This is a genomic window from Modestobacter sp. VKM Ac-2978, assembly GCF_026968025.1.
In the GTDB taxonomy this organism is placed as follows: domain Bacteria; phylum Actinomycetota; class Actinomycetes; order Mycobacteriales; family Geodermatophilaceae; genus Modestobacter.
Genome location: NZ_JAPVBP010000002.1, coordinates 327,580 through 343,584 on the forward strand (window position 1 = coordinate 327,580; position 16,005 = coordinate 343,584).

A 16,005-nucleotide genomic window follows, 5' to 3' on the forward strand; every position below is an offset into this window, starting at 1 on the left:
CGCGGTCTGGCGGTGCCGGCGAACTCGGGTAGCGGCCTCAGCTGAGGCCGCGGTGGATAGGGCATTAGGGACCTTCGACGTAAGTGCCTGTTTGATGAGGGGTCTCAAACGCTGAGGTACTTCTTGATCTTCTTGCGCCAAGCCTTCACCTTGTCCAGCTCGGCCTGCAGCTCGCTTGGCTCAGGTGGGCTGTAGTTCAGCTCGGCGCTCTTGTCGTGGCGGGCCGCCCATTCGGAGCACTGGCCGTAGCTTCGCTGGAACTCGTCGTCGTCTTCCTGGCTGATCTGGACGAGCATCCGGAACGACATGGGCTTCACCTGCATGGTGCCGCGATCAAAGATGCGCCCTGCCACCTCGAGGGTGAGGATCCGCTCCCAGGTCATGGACAACCGGCCGGCCCAAAGACTGACGGCCTCGTCGTAGTCGTCGAAGTCCAAGTCGGCCCGCTCGCTGCGGATCTTGGTCAGGCGAGTCTCGAGCCACTTGAACCGATCGTCGATGTCCTTCAGGTCCCACGGGTGCCGGTCCTGGCAGATCCCTGGCGTCTTGGCTCCAGAGCGCTCCACCGACCGCGGCGTGAACGGCACACTGCCGTCCTGGCTGGCCCGCCGCAGCTCGGCTGCAAACGTTGAGTCATGGGTGAAGACGACCACCTGGCGATCGGCGGCCAACTGCACCAAGCGCTCGGCGACGTAGCGCCGACGGTTGGCATCGAGTGAGGAGATGGGGTCGTCGAAGACCAGCGCTGACTTCGTCGAATCGAAGTACGCCTCGGTGAAGAAGCCCGCGAGCCCGAGTGCTGTCTGCTCGCCTTCGCTCAAGACGGTGTCGAGCGCGACGTTGCGGGCTGAGCCCAAGAACGCGGGCCGATGAAGCAACTGACCCTTGCGACCGCCGGTGTCTCGGAGGGTCACACGGTCCAGGTGAAGGCGGTCCAGTTCGCGGGTGAAGCGGTCGCGGACCACGTCGGTTACGAACACACGGGCAAGTTCGGTGGATTTGCGAGTGATTCCGGAGGTGTCGGTTGCCCGTCGGGCAGCTTCGAGGCGCGACTGTTCGCGTCGCCGCGTCACCTCAGCAACGACGTTGTCGTACTCAGCTGAGAACTCGACGCTTGCCTGCAACTCGTCATGCTCGCGGGCAGCTCGATCGAGGCTGGCTGCGAATCCGCCGTCATCGATCCCAGCCGCTGACTCACGGTCCTGACGAGCCTTGCCGAGCAGCGTCTCCGCGACGCCGAGTCCGGGGGCCTTTCCCCAGTGTGTCCCCGCGGCTGATCGATCCCAGGTCTTCAGCAACTCGTGGCGCTGCGCGAAGGCGGCCAGGACCGTACGAGCCTCTGTGACGGAAGGATCGCCGAGGTCATCAAGCAGTTGCAGCGCTGCTTCGACGGTGCTCGGCAGCGGCTCCCGCGCGAGCGCGTTGTCGACGGCTTGACGCAAGTCGCCCTCGGCGGCCTGAGCGCGACGCGAGGTGTCGTCACGGACAAACGCCTCGAAGCGGCTCAGGCGCCCACGGGCAGGTTCATCGAGCTGCTGATGACACAGCACACACGTGTCGCCCTCGTCGGCTACTGGGAAGGCATGACCCGGATAGGCCTCAGCCTCAGAGAACGCCCTTGCTGCTTCCCACAGTGCTCGCCAGGTAGAGCTGCCTACGCCAGGGACTGGTTCTGCGCCGAAGCCACTCGATGACGCCACAGTGGCTGCTGCTCGCAGCTCTGCCGCGGTGGCCGCAAGGCTGTTCAGCCGATCCATGGCAGTTGTGCCGAGGGATCCGTCGAGTGCGCGGATGTGGTTGGCGACCGTCTCCCGCCTGGCGGCAGCGTCGGTGTAGCGCTTGCGCTCCAGCGCAGGGTCACTCGCCCGGAGTCGGACATGCTCCCGCTCAGCTTCGATGAGGCGCTCAGCGACGTCGGCTGGGAGGTTGGCGGCGCCCTCAAGCAGCGTGACGAGGTCGTCGATGGCCTGAGGCGATGTCGCAGCGCTGAGTCGGGCCAGCAGCTGGCCGGCTGTGGTGGTTGCCTTCAGGTGAGGCAACGCCTTAGTGGCTGCCGCGTTCTTACTGAGGCGACGCTCTACTTCGGTGCGCACCGCGTCGGACACGCCGATCAACTGGTCCATGAAGGCAAGGGCAGCCGGCCGGTAGGTCAGCTCCATGTCGCTCGTGACGTAGCTGTCCCCACAAGCCTCGTCGTAGAACGACACCTGGCGCAGCACGGCGCGGGAGCCACCGGGCCACGGGCAGGTGTCCTCGGCGTCGTCGACGGCGAAGTGGACTACCGCAGACGGGGAGCCCACGCCTTCGGCGAAGATGTCGGGCAGGACGTCCTCGCGGTGTCGAGCGCGCACTGCGGACTTGAGCAGACGGGCGTAGCCAGACTTGCCGCTGCCGTTCTCGCCGTAGACAACCGTGACGCCGGCCGGCGCGAAAGTCAGGTGCTGGTCACGCGCGAGCGCGTTCACGTCCTGGGTGTTGCTGATGCCGTGGATCGTGACGGTGTTCGTGCCGGTCGTCGCCGCGCCAGCCGGAACAGGCAGGGCCGGGGCCAGCGCTACTGGCGAGCCGTCCACCAAGTGGTCGGCGATGGAGGCCACGGTCTCATCCGAGATCACGGCCCCGGTCATCAGTGCTTGCAGTACTTGGGTGTTCCAGACCGGCCGGGTGGCTGCCCACGCGGTGATCTCGTCCTCGATGCTCAAAGCAGTCCTTCCCCCGTGCGTCTGACGCCCGCAGTCAAGCACCGTAGTGGGACGAACACGCTGTGCTTATGGGCCGGTGGTCACCGCGGGCGGACGCGAGTCCGGCCGACGACGCCCGTCGAGACTTGGCAATGACCGCCCGTCGGCGCGTGCGCCCGTTGCCAGGTGATCGGAAGTCAGTAGTCGCTCGCGTGGGGGCCGACGTATAGAGCCTCAGCGTCGGTGGCCTCGGCGATGGCCGTCCTGACGCTTTCCTTGGTCAGGTCCAGCACGCGGAGAGTGTCCTGGAGCTTCGTGACTCCCTCGATGCGCTGGAATGCCCCGTCGAAGTTGGCGGCGAAGGCAGCCAGTCCCCGCAGCTTCGGGAGCGCGTCTCCGAGGTGGTGGCTGTGCGGGTCGACGAGGCTGGCGCGAATCTCACCCGAGGAGGTTTCGCTGAAGAAGACAAAGTCCGGCCGCAGCGACTTCCATGCCCCCTTGCCGTCACGGAAGGAGATGGCTAGAGACTCTTCGGCCGCTCGAGGGGGGTTGCGGTACCAGGCAAGGCTGCCCTTGCGGCCGAGCTCCTCGTCGACGACGTCGATCTCCCAGCCGTTGAGGCTGCCCACGGGGAACGTGCCATCCTCGGCGCAGAGCAGGTGCTTCGGCCGAGTCGGAAGCGCCGTCTCGTTGCCGTCTGCGCCCCGTTCCTTCGTGTCTTCCTGGCGCACCTTGGGCCGAGTGAGGAAGACCTGCTGCGGCTCCGTCGACATGGCTCGCAGCTCGTTGTAGAGCGCTTGTCGTTCGTCCGTGAGGCTCTTGATGTCGACGCGGTAACTGGCAAGCCATGAAGCCGTGAGCTTCTCGGCCTCCTCTTCCAAGGCCTGCTTGATCTCCGGCACGAGGGCGAGTGCTGCGATCCGCACGTGGGCGTCTCGCAGGGCGTCATCGTCGTCGCCGGCGAGGTGCTCCGCGTAGGTGCGGGCGATGTCGGCGCTGAACGCGCGCTCGGCTGCGCGGTAGGCGTCGGCGATCACACGGTCGTCAGCGACTTCAGAGAAGGCGCTGTAGTCAACCGTTCCGCCAAGGTGGCCATGGACCGTTTCGCCTTCGACGGTTTCGACGTCTGTGGTGGCGGCTTCCACCTCGGGCTTGTAACGAACGGCGAGGCCGTCCAAGACAGCGTGCAGTTGCTTGTGCGCGGTCTTGCCAGCGTCGGGAAGCAGCTCATCATCGGCGAGCGCCTGGGCGAGGGCAGTGAGGCGCTTGATTGGCTTGGCGCCTCGCTTCGGGAGCGACTGGCTAGGCAGTGCGTCGAAGCACTCCCAGATCTCTTCGCGCAGATCGGGGTTGGGCTTCATCTCGACGGGGTCGAAGAGGACGCGGCGCCCAGCACCGCCGCCGCTGCCCCCGTCACCGTCATCACCGTCGCTGCTGTTCATCAAGGTCTTGGCCACTGAGGTGGCGGTCTTGCGATCGAAGAAGGGCAGCAGGCATTCGACGGAGTTCAGTCGCTCGTCTCCGGGGATGCGTCGCGCCAGCGGCGTACGCACCATGCGGCCCAGAAGCTGAGTGATGTGGGTCTTGTCTTGAGCCGGCCGGAAGGAGACGAGTACCTCAGCACGAGGGCAGTCCCAGCCAGTGGAGATTGCGTCCTTGGCCAGCAACACGCGCACGTGCTTGGCGTCCTGGACTCGCTCTGGCGCGATGTGAGGCACGGTCCACGGGCCCAGCTGCATTGTGACGTGGTCGCCGAAGACGTGTGCGACGGCGCCGGCGGGGAGGTCGTCCCACTCGCCGTAGATGGTGTCCAGCGCTCGCTGCAGGGTCTCGTTCGACGGCGTGTTGGGGGACTGGAGCACCAGCAGCGGAACCACTGGCTCCGTCTCTCCCTGCTCTGCTGCGTACTTGGCCCATGCGTCGGTCGAGTCGATGATCTTGCGCGTCGCACGCGTGAGCAAGACCGTGTCAAACCGGCCAGCCTCGGCGGGGATGTCGAGGATGATGTCGTCTTTGAGCAGCCCGGACTGCTGGACCAAGGCGGAGTCAACCTGGACGCCAGGCAGCGTCGTGCGCCCCTCGACGCCCTTCATGGCTGTGTCGAAGCGCTCGACGGTTGCGCTGATGCCCCAAACGACCGGAAGCGGTGGCACGTCGCCATGGCCGTTGATGAGGCGTTGGACGATCGAGAACTTCTCTCGCTCGTTCGTCGCCCCCATGCCGCGATGTGCCTCGTCGAGGACCAGGTACAACGTGAGGTTCGGGTCTTCGATGGTGTTGGTGATCGTGTCCCAGATCGTGTGTGCGCGGAGGTCGGGACGCACCGCGGTCCTCATGCTCGGCAGGCGACGCGCGTCCTCGTCGTCGTCATGGCCTCGGACGAGGAGAGACTTCTTGCCGAGCTTCTGGGTGTTGAGGAAGTACACCTTGCCCGGATCGAACTTCTCGGCGTTGAAGGTCGGCTGGACCACGACCAGGTTGGAGTGGCCGATACGGTCCGATGCCTCGAGCAGACGAAAGCGGGTCTGCTCGTTGAGTGATGGGTCGTCGGAGAACCACAGGACCACCGCGCCCGGGTCGGGCTCGAAGTCAAAGCTGTCGCTCCCGGCGAAGAGCGCCTCAATGACCGCGGCTGCCATGACAGTCTTGCCGGCGCCGGTGACTGCGGTGAGCGAGAACGCGGTGCGGTCGCCCTCGAGGTGGAAGTAGCGACGTGCCTTGCGCAGGTTGCCGAGGACGTCGGTGACGGCGTCGGACTGGTAGTCCTTCAGCGTGTACTTCATGACTACAACTCCCGGCCAGTGTTGATCTCGAAATTGGCCAAGTACGACTCGTAGAGCCGGACTGGTTCGACCCGGCCAGGTAGGTCGGCGCAGATCATCTGGAAACGCCGGTCGTCGTTCGTGACGATGAAGGCCATGCGCACTGTGGCGCTCTCTGCGATCGCGGCGACGAACTTCGCAGCGTGGTCGAGGTCGACAATCAGGCCGTAGGTGTCGACCACTTGCCAACCGTCGGACGGCAGGGTGTCGATCCGCCGTCCTTCTGAGCCGGCCCGCAACCAAAGCAGCGGCGCCACGGACGTATAGGCCCGGTTGTGACTCACGCTCAACGGCGCCTGATAGGTGAGCGTGAAGAACTCGATGTTCTCTTCGAGGCCATCGCTCATTGGGAACTCATCGGTGAACTTGTAGTCGCCGTCGATTGGCTCGCCACCTGGCCGGCGTCCAGTGATTGCCGCTCTCAGTCGTGGCTTGGTAACGAACTCGCAGATTCCATGCTTTTCCCATTCTGGCTCGCCCGGCCGCAGTCCTTGGCGGAGAAGCGCTTGTTGCTCGTCAGCCGACACCTCGTTGTTGGTGACGCTGATAGAGGTCCGACGACCGTCGTCCTGCCGATTCAACCTCATCACCGCGTGTGCAGTTGTGCCCGAACCTGCGAAGAAGTCACACACCACAGCATCTGGCTTGTTGGCCACGAAGAATCGGAGAGCGTCTTCCACTGCGTAAAGCGATTTTGGGAAGGGGAAAAGGCGACCGGGGAGCAGTCGAGCGACGAGGGCCGACCCGTGGTCTCGCGCAAAGTGGCTCGTCTTGTTCCATACCGTGCGGGGAACGACGGACTTCGCGCGATCTCCAAGCGCGAGTTCAAGAGCGCCTTCGGCGCTTCGACCCGTCACCTCGAAAGTTCCGTTGGCGATGTTTTCTACCGTTCCGGGCTGGAGGTAGGTGACCGGGCGAAGTCCCGTGACAGGGTCGCGCTTGCCGAGACGGGCTGTGCCATTCTCGAAGTACCGCCGCATCACATCGGCCGAGAATCGCCAGCGATTCTCGCGCCCGTCATTAGCTAGCGGCCAGATAGCCAGCTCACCTTCAGCCATCGGGACCTCGTGCCGCGGAACACCATGCGGCACGGGGTCGCCGACCCGAATGAACTTGCCCGAAGCTGCATCGATGACGACCGGATAGAAACTCGCCTTTCCTGACTTTTTGTCTTCTCGACCGGAGCCGCCCCCGCGCCGGACCGCGGTGAACCACACAGTGGGCATGGAAGACGATGTGTCGTCATCTCCGAGCATGGTTGAGGTCCAGGGAACCGCTCCTCCTTGGCCGAGGAACACGAAAAAGACGTACTCGTCGACGCGCGAGAAACGACTAGCTCTCGGCGTGCCAGCTCGATTGATGACGTCGCTCACCATTTGTACGTCAGCTTCTGGGAAGACCTGGTCCAGCAGTAACCCGAGTCGTAGATACTCTTTTTCATCGATCGTGACGATGAGGACCGAGTCGTCGGGATTCAGCAGCTCCTTCGCCAGCTTGAGCCGCCGTTCCATGAAGGCCAGCCACTTGGAGTGTCGGTAGAGGTCCTCGCCGTCGACGTAGTCGTTGTTGTACTTCCAGTCCTTTGCGCCCGTGTTGTACGGAGGGTCGATGTAGATGCAGTCGACCGAGCTGCGGTGGGTGTAGAGCAAAGTCTGGAGAGCATGAAAGTTCTCGGCGTTGATAACCGTGTGGAAGGGCTTGTCGCCACCCTGCTCGACGCGGCCGGTGCTGCGCAGTCCCGGATAGATCGGATCACGGAACTCGGCGACAACGACCAGGTTCTCGGCCTCTACAACCTGGGTCTCGGGCTCCTCGACGCCGCGAAGCTCCAGGTGGGCTACCCGGACCCCGTCGATCGTTTCCATCTTCGTGACGCGCCAGAGGCGGTGGTCGCCGCGCTGGGTGCTGCCACGCTCGGGCAGCACTCGCACCTTGTCGCCCTTGCGGATGGCACGTTGAGGCAGCTGAACAGCTTCGGGCTGGTGGGGCTCGAAGTTCAGACCGAAGGCGCGTCGCGACGACAGGACCTTCACCTCGGCTGCGAGGTCGGCCGCGAGTTGGGCGTCCTTGCTCTTGAGCTCGTGCAGCAGCTCCGTAAGCCTGGACATCAGGCGCCACCGGGAGAGCGCACGTACGTTTTCGGTCGAGCGTGCTCGATGCAGCCCTCGCACTTCGGCGTCAAACCGTGTTCCTCCCCCGTAGCGACGGCAGATCGCCGCCGAGCAGCGGCCCGTCTGTCGGCCCCGCTGCGGCCACGGATCCTAATCCGTCAGCTACGCGGCGAAGTCTCAGGGGAGCAGACCGTTAACGCCTGTGGCCACTGTGGTGTCGATGAACCCGCGGGACGTTTGGGCGCGAGAGTCCGGGGGCCGGCGGAGCTGTTGTGAACGTGCTGCTAGGGGGCCAGGTCGCTCGGCGCCCATCAAGACCTGTGTCAACATCGCCCATGACGTCGAGCTGGGAGCACTGGCTGGGCCACGCACGCGCTGGCCGGGATGCCTACTGGGCCAACATCACGCCAGAGCAGCGGGCGGATCGAAATCGCAAGAGCGCCGAAACCCGGGCGCGCAACCAGAAGATCTACGCCGAGATGCGCGCAGCTGCAGCTCAAGAGGAAGCGCGGCGTTCGCGTCGTCGGGAACAACAGCGCATACGTCGAAACGGCGGGTCCGCCCGCCCGTCTTCCGCCCAGCGCCAGGATCCGGTGGCGTTGTCTACCGCTGGGATCCGGTGCCCAGGAAGTACCTACAGCGACGTGGCGAGCGCTTCTGGCCCTACGTCGACCAGTCGGCAGGGCACGAGTCTTGTTGGCCCTGGCATGGCGCCCAGCGCTTCGACAGCGGTACGGGCAAGCGCACTGGCGTGGTCAGCCCATCCCGGCGCATCGGGTGGCGTGGACCGCTCTCCAGCGGACTTGACATCCCGTACGACCTGGTTGTGGATCACCGCTGTTGCTGCACTTGGTGCCAGAACCCTGATCACCTTGAACCCATCACCCGGGCGGAGAACAATCGCCGTCGCTACCAGCGCCCGGCCGAAGCAACCAGGCTGCGCACGTCGTTCGACAGTCCCTTCGAGGACCGGTGGTATCCCTTCGGGCGACGGCTCTACGACGAAGCCGGCAACCGGCTACCTGACGTCGAGGGCCGCGCGCTGGACGGTCTCAGCACCTGACAGCGGTCGGTTCTTGTTGGCAGGGGCGTGGCATCCTCCCCGTCACTCATCGGCGTCTCGGACCCGCTTCGCGTCGTAGTACAGACACTCGCCGGTCTCCGGGAAGTGGATCCCCAGGCAGTAGATGGCCGGCGACATCCCGAAGTTCTTCCCCGGTACGACGACGACACCGACGTCGTCGCGGTTAGGGACGCGCACGCGGCGCGGCTCGGGCGTTCCGCCGTAGGTCGTGGTCCTCACAGACATGTCCATGCTCCAAGCCTGGCAGCAGAGTGTGACATCCCGGCAACAGACCCGTGTCGAGGTGTCAGTGCTGGTCGCTAGCGTCGTGGCCATGAAGGTCTTCATCTCGTCGGTCACCTACGCACTCAAGGCCGAGCGTGATGCTTTGGCTGCTCAGCTGAAGGTGGTTGCGCCCTACGAGCCTGTGCGCTTCGAAGACTTCACCGCTCAGGGGCGCTCGTCGCGGGAGGCCTGTCTCGCCGGAGTCGAAGCATGCGACGTCTACGTGCTGCTGCTCGGCCCGCGCTACGGCGACCCCCTCCCCGACACGGGCAAGGCCCCCACGGAGGAGGAGTTTGAGCACGCGCGGCGTCTGGGGAAGGAGATCTTGGCCTTCGTCAAGGACATCGATGAGGAGGACGAGCCGCGCCAGGCGGAGTTCAAGGCCCGCGTGCAGTCCTACGTCAACGGCTACTTCCGAGACAGCTTTGTCGACCCACTGAGCCTGAACCTGGCAGTGACGGCGGCACTGGCAGGAGTGACGCTCGGCCCTGCTGCACTTGAGTGGTCAACGTTGCCTGCACCCGCCGAGATCGTCTGGCGTTGGAAGGTTCCGGCCGTTCGCCACGCAGGCCTCTATGCCCCGGTGCTAGACGTCCATCTCGTGCCGGTGAGCGCTCAGCCGTTGCGAGCAACGCAGCTGCAAGGGCTGCCCACACTGTTGACCCGCTCCGCCCGCGACGCGGGGTTCTTCGCCGAAACTGACGCGGTTCAGGCGTCGAGCGACCCAGCAGTGGCTTGGTCGTGGGTGCCAAATCAGCACGGGGGAGGGGCTGGCTTCCTCAGCGATCGACAGGAGCACACCTACCGGGGACTGCTGGCGCATCGGAGCGGACAGGTCACGGTTTTTGAGGCGCTCCCGACCGACTCGATGGGCGCCTTGGTGAACCGAGAGGAACTTCAGCGGAGGCTGGCGCGCCTGATGGTCCTGGCGGCTGGGGCCGTGCCGCCCGGGACTGACACTGTGGCGCCGGCGGCGTCACTGTCTCCGCTCGACCGGCTATTTGAAGGTGATCCGGCCAAGGTCGGCGGTCGTCATCAGGGCATCATGCGGATGACCACGGGCGCAGCTTCGGTGATGAATCCAACCGCCACCGTATCCCTCCGTGCCGTCATGGATCACAGCGGCGATGTCGCGGCCGAGCTAGCAGCTGAACTACTCGACGGGATGCGCCAGGCGCGATAGCCGCGGGCTCGGCCACTGCAGATGGATCTTCCTCCACTGGCGGTCAGCCGAACGGTCCCCCGGTCAGGGCCGGCTTCGTGTCAATGTCGGGCGGTCTCTCTGGCCTCGCTTTGCCTTTGGCGGGGAACGGGAGCGCTTGGCCGAGCCGGACGGGTCCGCGCCGGTGGTTGATTGTCTCGGTTAGGCATCGTTTACTCATCGAAAACGTCTTGAGACGAGCTCATGTCACCGACGCCGGCAAACATAAGCCCCGCAGTTCAGCGCGATGTGCCACCAACTGCCAATAATGATCAACTAGCCCAACATCAAATCGCAGGGTTATAGGTTCAAGTCCTATCGGGGGAGCCACCCAGGCCTCTGGCCGGCGGAGACGCCGGTCGGGGGACTTTTTGTTGCCCTGACCGGGCCCGCCCAGGCGCATGGTGTCGGAGCCCGTCCACCGTCGCCGCTGGGCAGCAGCTCATGACGGGCCCCCCGTCCCTGGAACGCCTACGCTCGCGGCATGGCGTCCAACCGCAAGCCGTTGGACGACCTCCGCGAGACCGTCGGTCGGCTGGGCGAGCAGCTCCCGCGGCCCGGTCTCCGCGGCGTGGACGACCTGATGAACGACCTCTTCGGCGGCCGCCCCGGCCCGGCCCGACCCCTGCCGGTGATCCAGGCGGAACTCGACGGGCTCATCGGGCTGGTCGCGGTGAAGGAGCAGGTGCAGGCGCTCGTCGCCTTCCTGCAGGTGCAGGCCCGCCGCAAGGCGCACGGCCTGCCCGAGGCGGCGACGTCCCAGCACCTGGTGTTCCTCGGAAACCCGGGCACAGGCAAGACCACGGTGGCGCGGCTGCTGGCAGAGATGTACCGGGCGGTCGGCTTGCTGCAGAAGGGCCACCTGGTGGAGGTCGACCGGGCCGCTCTGGTCGGGCAGTACGTCGGAGCGACCGCGATCAAGACCGACCGCGTGATCCGCCGGGCACTCGACGGGGTCCTCTTCATCGACGAGGCGTACTCGCTGTCCCCGGAGGGCGACGGCCGGCTGGACTTCGGGCCGGAGGCGATCGAGGTCCTGCTCAAGCGCATGGAGGACCACCGCCACCGCCTGGTGGTGATCGTGGCCGGCTATCCCCGGCTGATGGAGCAGTTCCTGCTCTCGAACCCCGGCCTCCGCTCACGGTTCGCCCGCGAGATCGAGTTCCCCGACTACTCGACGGACGAGCTCGAAGCGATCTTCACCAACGTCCTGGCCCAGCACGAGTACGTGCTGGAGGCTGGCGCCGAGGTGACCCTCCGCCGCACCCTTGGCGGCCTCACCTCGGATCAGGAGTCAGGTAACGCCCGCTTCGCTCGCACGCTGTTCGAGCAGGCGCTCAACCGCCAGGCGCTGCGGCTGACGCGCAACGCGGGCCGGAGTGTGGATGCGCTCGACCGTGCCGACGTGTCGACGCTCACCGCGAGCGACATCACCGAGGCTGCGCACACGCTGGGCGAGTAGTCGACGCGCGAAGCCTGAGCGCATCGGTGCCGGTGCCCCGCGCGCGGCCCCAGCGGGAGCCGGCGTCAGGCTGGTGACCGTGATCGACGAGCCCGGCCCGCCCGCCGCCCTGCCGGTGGACTCCTGCGTCCGGGTCCGCGGCGCACGCGAGCACAACCTGCGCAACGTCGACGTCGAGGTGCCTCGGGACGCGATGGTCGTCTTCACCGGCGTCTCCGGCTCCGGGAAGTCGTCGCTGGCGTTCGGCACGATCTACGCGGAGGCGCAGCGCCGGTACTTCGAGTCCGTCGCCCCGTACGCCCGCCGGCTCATCCAGCAGGTCGGCGCTCCGGCCGTCGACGAGATCACCGGGCTGCCGCCCGCCGTGGCGTTGCAGCAGAGCCGGGGCGCGCCCAGCAGCCGCTCCACCGTCGGCACCGTGACGACGCTGTCCAACTCGCTGCGCATGCTGTTCTCCCGCGCGGGCACGTACCCGCCCGGGACGACCGAGCGGTTGGACTCCGACGCCTTCTCGCCGAACACGTCCGCGGGGGCCTGCCGCGAGTGCTCGGGCCTCGGCCGGGTCCACCTGGTCACCGAGGACTCCCTCGTGCCCGACCCGTCGCTGAGCATCCGGGACGGCGCGATCGCTTCCTGGCCGGGCGCCTGGCACGGCAAGAACCTGCGCGACATCTTGGTCGAGCTCGGGCACGACATCGACCGGCCGTGGCGGGACCTGCCGCAGGCCGAGCGTGACTGGATCCTGTTCACCGACGAGCAGCCCGAGGTCACCGTGCACCCGGTCCGCGGGGTGGGCCAGGTGCAGCGGAACTACCAGGGCAGGTACACCGGTGCGCGGGCCCTGGTGCTGCACACCCTGGCGAACTCCAAGAGCCCCACCTTGCGCCAGCGGGTGCTGCGCTACGTCCGCACCTCGCCCTGCCCCGTGTGCGGCGGCAGCCGGCTCCGGCCCGAGTCGCTGGCCGTCACCTTCGCCGGCAAGAGCATCGCCGAGCTGGCCGGGCTGCCACTGTCCGCGCTGGTCGAGACGTTCCGGGCGGCCGCCCAGGCGCCCGGCACCACCGCTGCATGGGCGGCGGCGGACTCGGGCGAGACCACCGACGTCGCGGTGCGCATCGCCGCCGACCTCGTCGCCCGGATCGAAGTGCTCACCCGTCTGGGCCTGGGCTACCTCAGCCTGGACCGGACCACACCGACGCTCTCCCCGGGCGAGCTGCAGCGGCTGCGTATCGCCACCCAGCTGCGGTCCGGCCTGTTCGGCGTGGTCTACGTGCTGGACGAGCCGTCGGCGGGGCTGCACCCGGCCGACGCCGAACCGCTGCTGGAGGTGCTCGACCAGCTCACCGCGGCCGGCAACTCGTTGTTCGTGATCGAGCACGACATGGGGCTGGCCCGCAGGGCGGACTGGATCGTCGACGTGGGCCCGCATGCCGGTGAGCGGGGCGGCCGGGTGCTGTACGGCGGTCCGGTCGCCGGCCTGGCCGAGGTCGAGGAGTCGGTGACCCGGCGCTTCCTTTTCGATCGGGGACCCGTGCCGAGCCGGCCGCGGCGGCAGCCCTCCGGACAGCTGCGGCTGCGCGGCATCGACCGGCACAACCTGCGCGACGTGGACGCCGACGTCCCGCTGGGCGTCTTCACCGCGGTCACCGGCGTCTCCGGCTCGGGCAAGTCCACCCTCGTCAGCCAGGTGCTCACCGACGTCGTCGCCCGGCGGGTCGGCTCACCTGCGACGTCTCCGGCCGACCCCGACGACCCTGCCGCCGACTCCGACGACGACGTCCAGGACACCGACGGGACGGCGATGCAGGCCGAGGGGCTGGACGCCGTCGACCGGCTGGTACGGGTCGACCAGAAGCCCATCGGGCGCACGCCGCGGTCGAACCTGGCCACCTACACCGGGCTCTTCGACGCGGTGCGCAAGCTGTTCGCCGGCACCGACGAGGCGCGGGCACGCGGCTACAGCGCCGGGCGGTTCTCCTTCAACGTGGCCGAGGGGCGCTGCCCGACCTGCCAGGGCGAGGGGTTCGTCACCGTCGAGCTGCTGTTCCTGCCCAGCACCTACTCGCCCTGCCCGACCTGCTCCGGCGCGCGGTACGACCCGGAGACGCTGCAGGTGACCCACCGCGGCAAGAACATCGCCGAGGTGCTCGACCTGACCGTCGAGGCGGCGGCGGACTTCCTCGCCGACCTGCCCTCGGTGGCCACCAGCCTGCGGGTGCTGCAGGAGGTGGGCCTGGGCTACCTGCGCCTCGGCCAGCCGGCGACGGAGCTGTCCGGTGGTGAGGCGCAGCGGGTGAAGCTGGCCAGCGAGCTGCAGCGGGCCCTCCGCGGGCACACCCTCTACGTCCTGGACGAGCCGACCACCGGGCTGCACCCCGCCGACGTGGAGCTGCTGGTGCGCCACCTGCACCAGCTCGTCGACGCCGGCAACACCGTGGTGGTGGTCGAGCACGACATGGACGTCGTCGCGGGCGCCGACTGGGTCATCGACCTGGGCCCCGGGGCGGGCGACCAGGGCGGTCGCATCGTTGCCGCCGGTCCGCCCGAGCTGGTGGCCGTTGCGGCGGACAGCCGGACGGCCCGCTTCCTGGCTCCCCGGCTGCCGGCGTCCTGACCCCCGCCGTCAGCTCCTCGTCGTGCGGGCCACGACCGTCCTGGCGACTCGCGGGTCAAGATGCTCGCAGCTTGCCCGCACAGGGCCACTCGGATGACGACCAGCGACGCATTGCATCCCCGCGGGCTGCGTGCACTCCATCGTGTCCCGATTAGCATTCACGTGACATGTCGTCAATCCGGCAAATGGCCAATCAGAGCATCTACGCAGGTCACGCGCACGATCGTCATTGTCGAGGCGTGTCGCCGTCGCAGTTCCAAGATTCCCGATAGGGGTCTTTCGGGGCTGATGGGTGCGCTGTTAGCGTCAGCGCACCGGCTGGGTGTTCACCCGCCGATTCCTGGGCACAAAGGAGTGCTGGAATGAAGCGATCAGCTTCCCGGGTTGGCGTACTTCTCACCGGCGCCGTGACCGCCGCCCTGGTCGTCCCGGGCGCCATGGCCTCGCCGCCCGAACCCGAGTCCACCGTGTCGGGTGCCGAAGCGGCTGGTCGAGGCCACCACGGGCCGGGGAGGACGTCGTGGGTGGGCAGTTGGGCCGCCGCGATGACCCCGGCCGGTGCGGCGGACACCGTCTCCGGTCAGGGCTTCACCGACACGACGCTGCGCCAGGTCGCGCACCTGTCCGTGGGTGGCGACAGCGTGCGCATCCGGATCAGCAACGACTACGGCACGACCCCCCTGGTGGTCGGCCAGGTCACCGTCGGTCCCGGTGCGGCGGGCGCTGCGGTCGCCCCGCAGCAGTTGCAGACGGTCACCTTCGAAGGCAGCCCGTCGGTGACCATCCCGGCCGGTGCCGAGTGGGTCTCCGACCCGGTGCCGCTCGACGTGGCCGATGACTCCGATCTGGTGGTCAGCATGTACCTGCCGGGCCCGACCGGGCCGGCGACCGTGCACTCGTTGGGCCAGGCGACGTCCTACCAGGCGAGTGGGGATGCGACGTCCTCGGCCACTGAGGCATTCGCGCCGCTCGACACCTCGCGGTACTTCCTGGAGGGGGTGGACGTCACCACTGTTGCCCGGGGCTCGGTGGTGTTCTTCGGAGACTCCATCACCGACGGTTACGCCTCCAGCATCGATGAGAACCTGCGCTACCCGGACCAGGTCGCCGACCGCCTGCTGGATCGACCGGATCGGCGCGAGTGTGGGGTGCTCAACGCCGGGATCAGCGGCAACCGAGTCCTCACCGATGCCGGTACGGCCGGTGTCTCGGCGTTGGCGAGGTTCGAGGACGACGTGATCGACCAGACGGCGGTCCGCAGCGTGGTGCTGCTGGAGGGCATCAACGACATCGGCAGGACCGCAGGCGCGCTGGAACCCGAGGAGCTCATCGCGGTGTACCAGCAGTTCATCGAGCGGGCGCACGACCACGGGATCCGCGTCATCGGCGCAACCATCACCCCCTACGAAGGTGCTGGTTACTACTCCGAGGACGGGGAGGCCGACCGTCAAGCCGTCAACGAGTGGATCCGCACCTCGGGTGAGTTCGATGACGTCGTGGACTTCGACGCCGCCGTCCGCGACCCCCAGAACCCGAGCCAGATCCGGCCCGACTTCGACCCGGGCGACCACCTGCACCCCAACGACGCGGGTTACGCGGCGATGGCAGCCACCGTCGACCTGAAGGAGATCTGCAGCCGCTGAGCACACACCGGTCCGCTCCCGTCGCGGACCACGGGTCAGCACACCGCCTCATCGCGCCACGGCGCGGTGAGGCGGTGTGCATCCCGCCCCGCACGTCACGGCGGGCGAGGGGCCGGAGTAGTG

The 16,005-nt window shown here is 67.3% G+C and carries 9 protein-coding genes; 5 read left to right on the forward strand and 4 right to left on the reverse strand.

Annotated features, from left to right (window positions below; all coding sequences use genetic code 11):
• Positions 1-104 precede the first annotated feature (104 nt).
• From O2W53_RS05445 to O2W53_RS05455, 3 genes are all read right to left on the reverse strand, one after another.
• Positions 105-2,702, reverse strand: a complete 2,598-nt coding sequence (locus tag O2W53_RS05445; protein WP_269162000.1) for an AAA family ATPase — start codon at positions 2,700-2,702, stop codon at positions 105-107.
• A 176-nt stretch (positions 2,703-2,878) separates the two neighbouring features.
• Positions 2,879-5,464, reverse strand: a complete 2,586-nt coding sequence (locus O2W53_RS05450; RefSeq protein ID WP_269162001.1) for a DEAD/DEAH box helicase — start codon at positions 5,462-5,464, stop codon at positions 2,879-2,881.
• Positions 5,465-5,466: 2 nt separating this feature from the next.
• On the reverse strand, positions 5,467-7,611 hold the full coding sequence (locus tag O2W53_RS05455; protein ID WP_269162002.1) for a site-specific DNA-methyltransferase: 2,145 nt from the start codon (positions 7,609-7,611) through the stop codon (positions 5,467-5,469).
• A gap of 622 nt (positions 7,612-8,233) precedes the next feature.
• Here O2W53_RS05455 and O2W53_RS05460 point away from each other — a divergent pair.
• Positions 8,234-8,677: an HNH endonuclease gene (locus O2W53_RS05460; protein WP_269162003.1), complete on the forward strand. Its 444-nt coding sequence runs from the start codon at positions 8,234-8,236 to the stop codon at positions 8,675-8,677.
• 42 nt (positions 8,678-8,719) lie between these two features.
• Here O2W53_RS05460 and O2W53_RS05465 read toward each other — a convergent pair whose 3' ends face one another.
• On the reverse strand, positions 8,720-9,037 hold the full coding sequence (locus O2W53_RS05465; RefSeq protein ID WP_269162004.1) for a hypothetical protein: 318 nt from the start codon (positions 9,035-9,037) through the stop codon (positions 8,720-8,722).
• Between O2W53_RS05465 and O2W53_RS05470 the strand changes: the two genes are divergently transcribed.
• The 4 genes from O2W53_RS05470 (at position 9,012) to O2W53_RS05485 (ending at position 15,882) form a co-directional block, all read left to right on the forward strand.
• Positions 9,012-10,145 carry a DUF4062 domain-containing protein gene (locus tag O2W53_RS05470; RefSeq protein WP_269162005.1) on the forward strand — a complete coding sequence of 378 codons (1,134 nt, stop codon included), beginning with the start codon at positions 9,012-9,014 and terminating at the stop codon, positions 10,143-10,145. The genes O2W53_RS05465 and O2W53_RS05470 overlap by 26 nt on opposite strands.
• Positions 10,146-10,647: 502 nt before the next feature.
• Positions 10,648-11,625: an AAA family ATPase gene (locus O2W53_RS05475; RefSeq protein ID WP_269162006.1), complete on the forward strand. Its 978-nt coding sequence runs from the start codon at positions 10,648-10,650 to the stop codon at positions 11,623-11,625.
• A gap of 79 nt (positions 11,626-11,704) precedes the next feature.
• Positions 11,705-14,239 carry an excinuclease ABC subunit UvrA gene (locus tag O2W53_RS05480; RefSeq protein ID WP_269162007.1) on the forward strand — a complete coding sequence of 845 codons (2,535 nt, stop codon included), beginning with the start codon at positions 11,705-11,707 and terminating at the stop codon, positions 14,237-14,239.
• Positions 14,240-14,763: 524 nt separating this feature from the next.
• Positions 14,764-15,882 (forward strand): SGNH/GDSL hydrolase family protein, encoded by a 1,119-nt coding sequence (locus tag O2W53_RS05485; RefSeq protein WP_269162008.1) that lies wholly within the window; start codon positions 14,764-14,766, stop codon positions 15,880-15,882.
• Positions 15,883-16,005 lie beyond the last annotated feature (123 nt).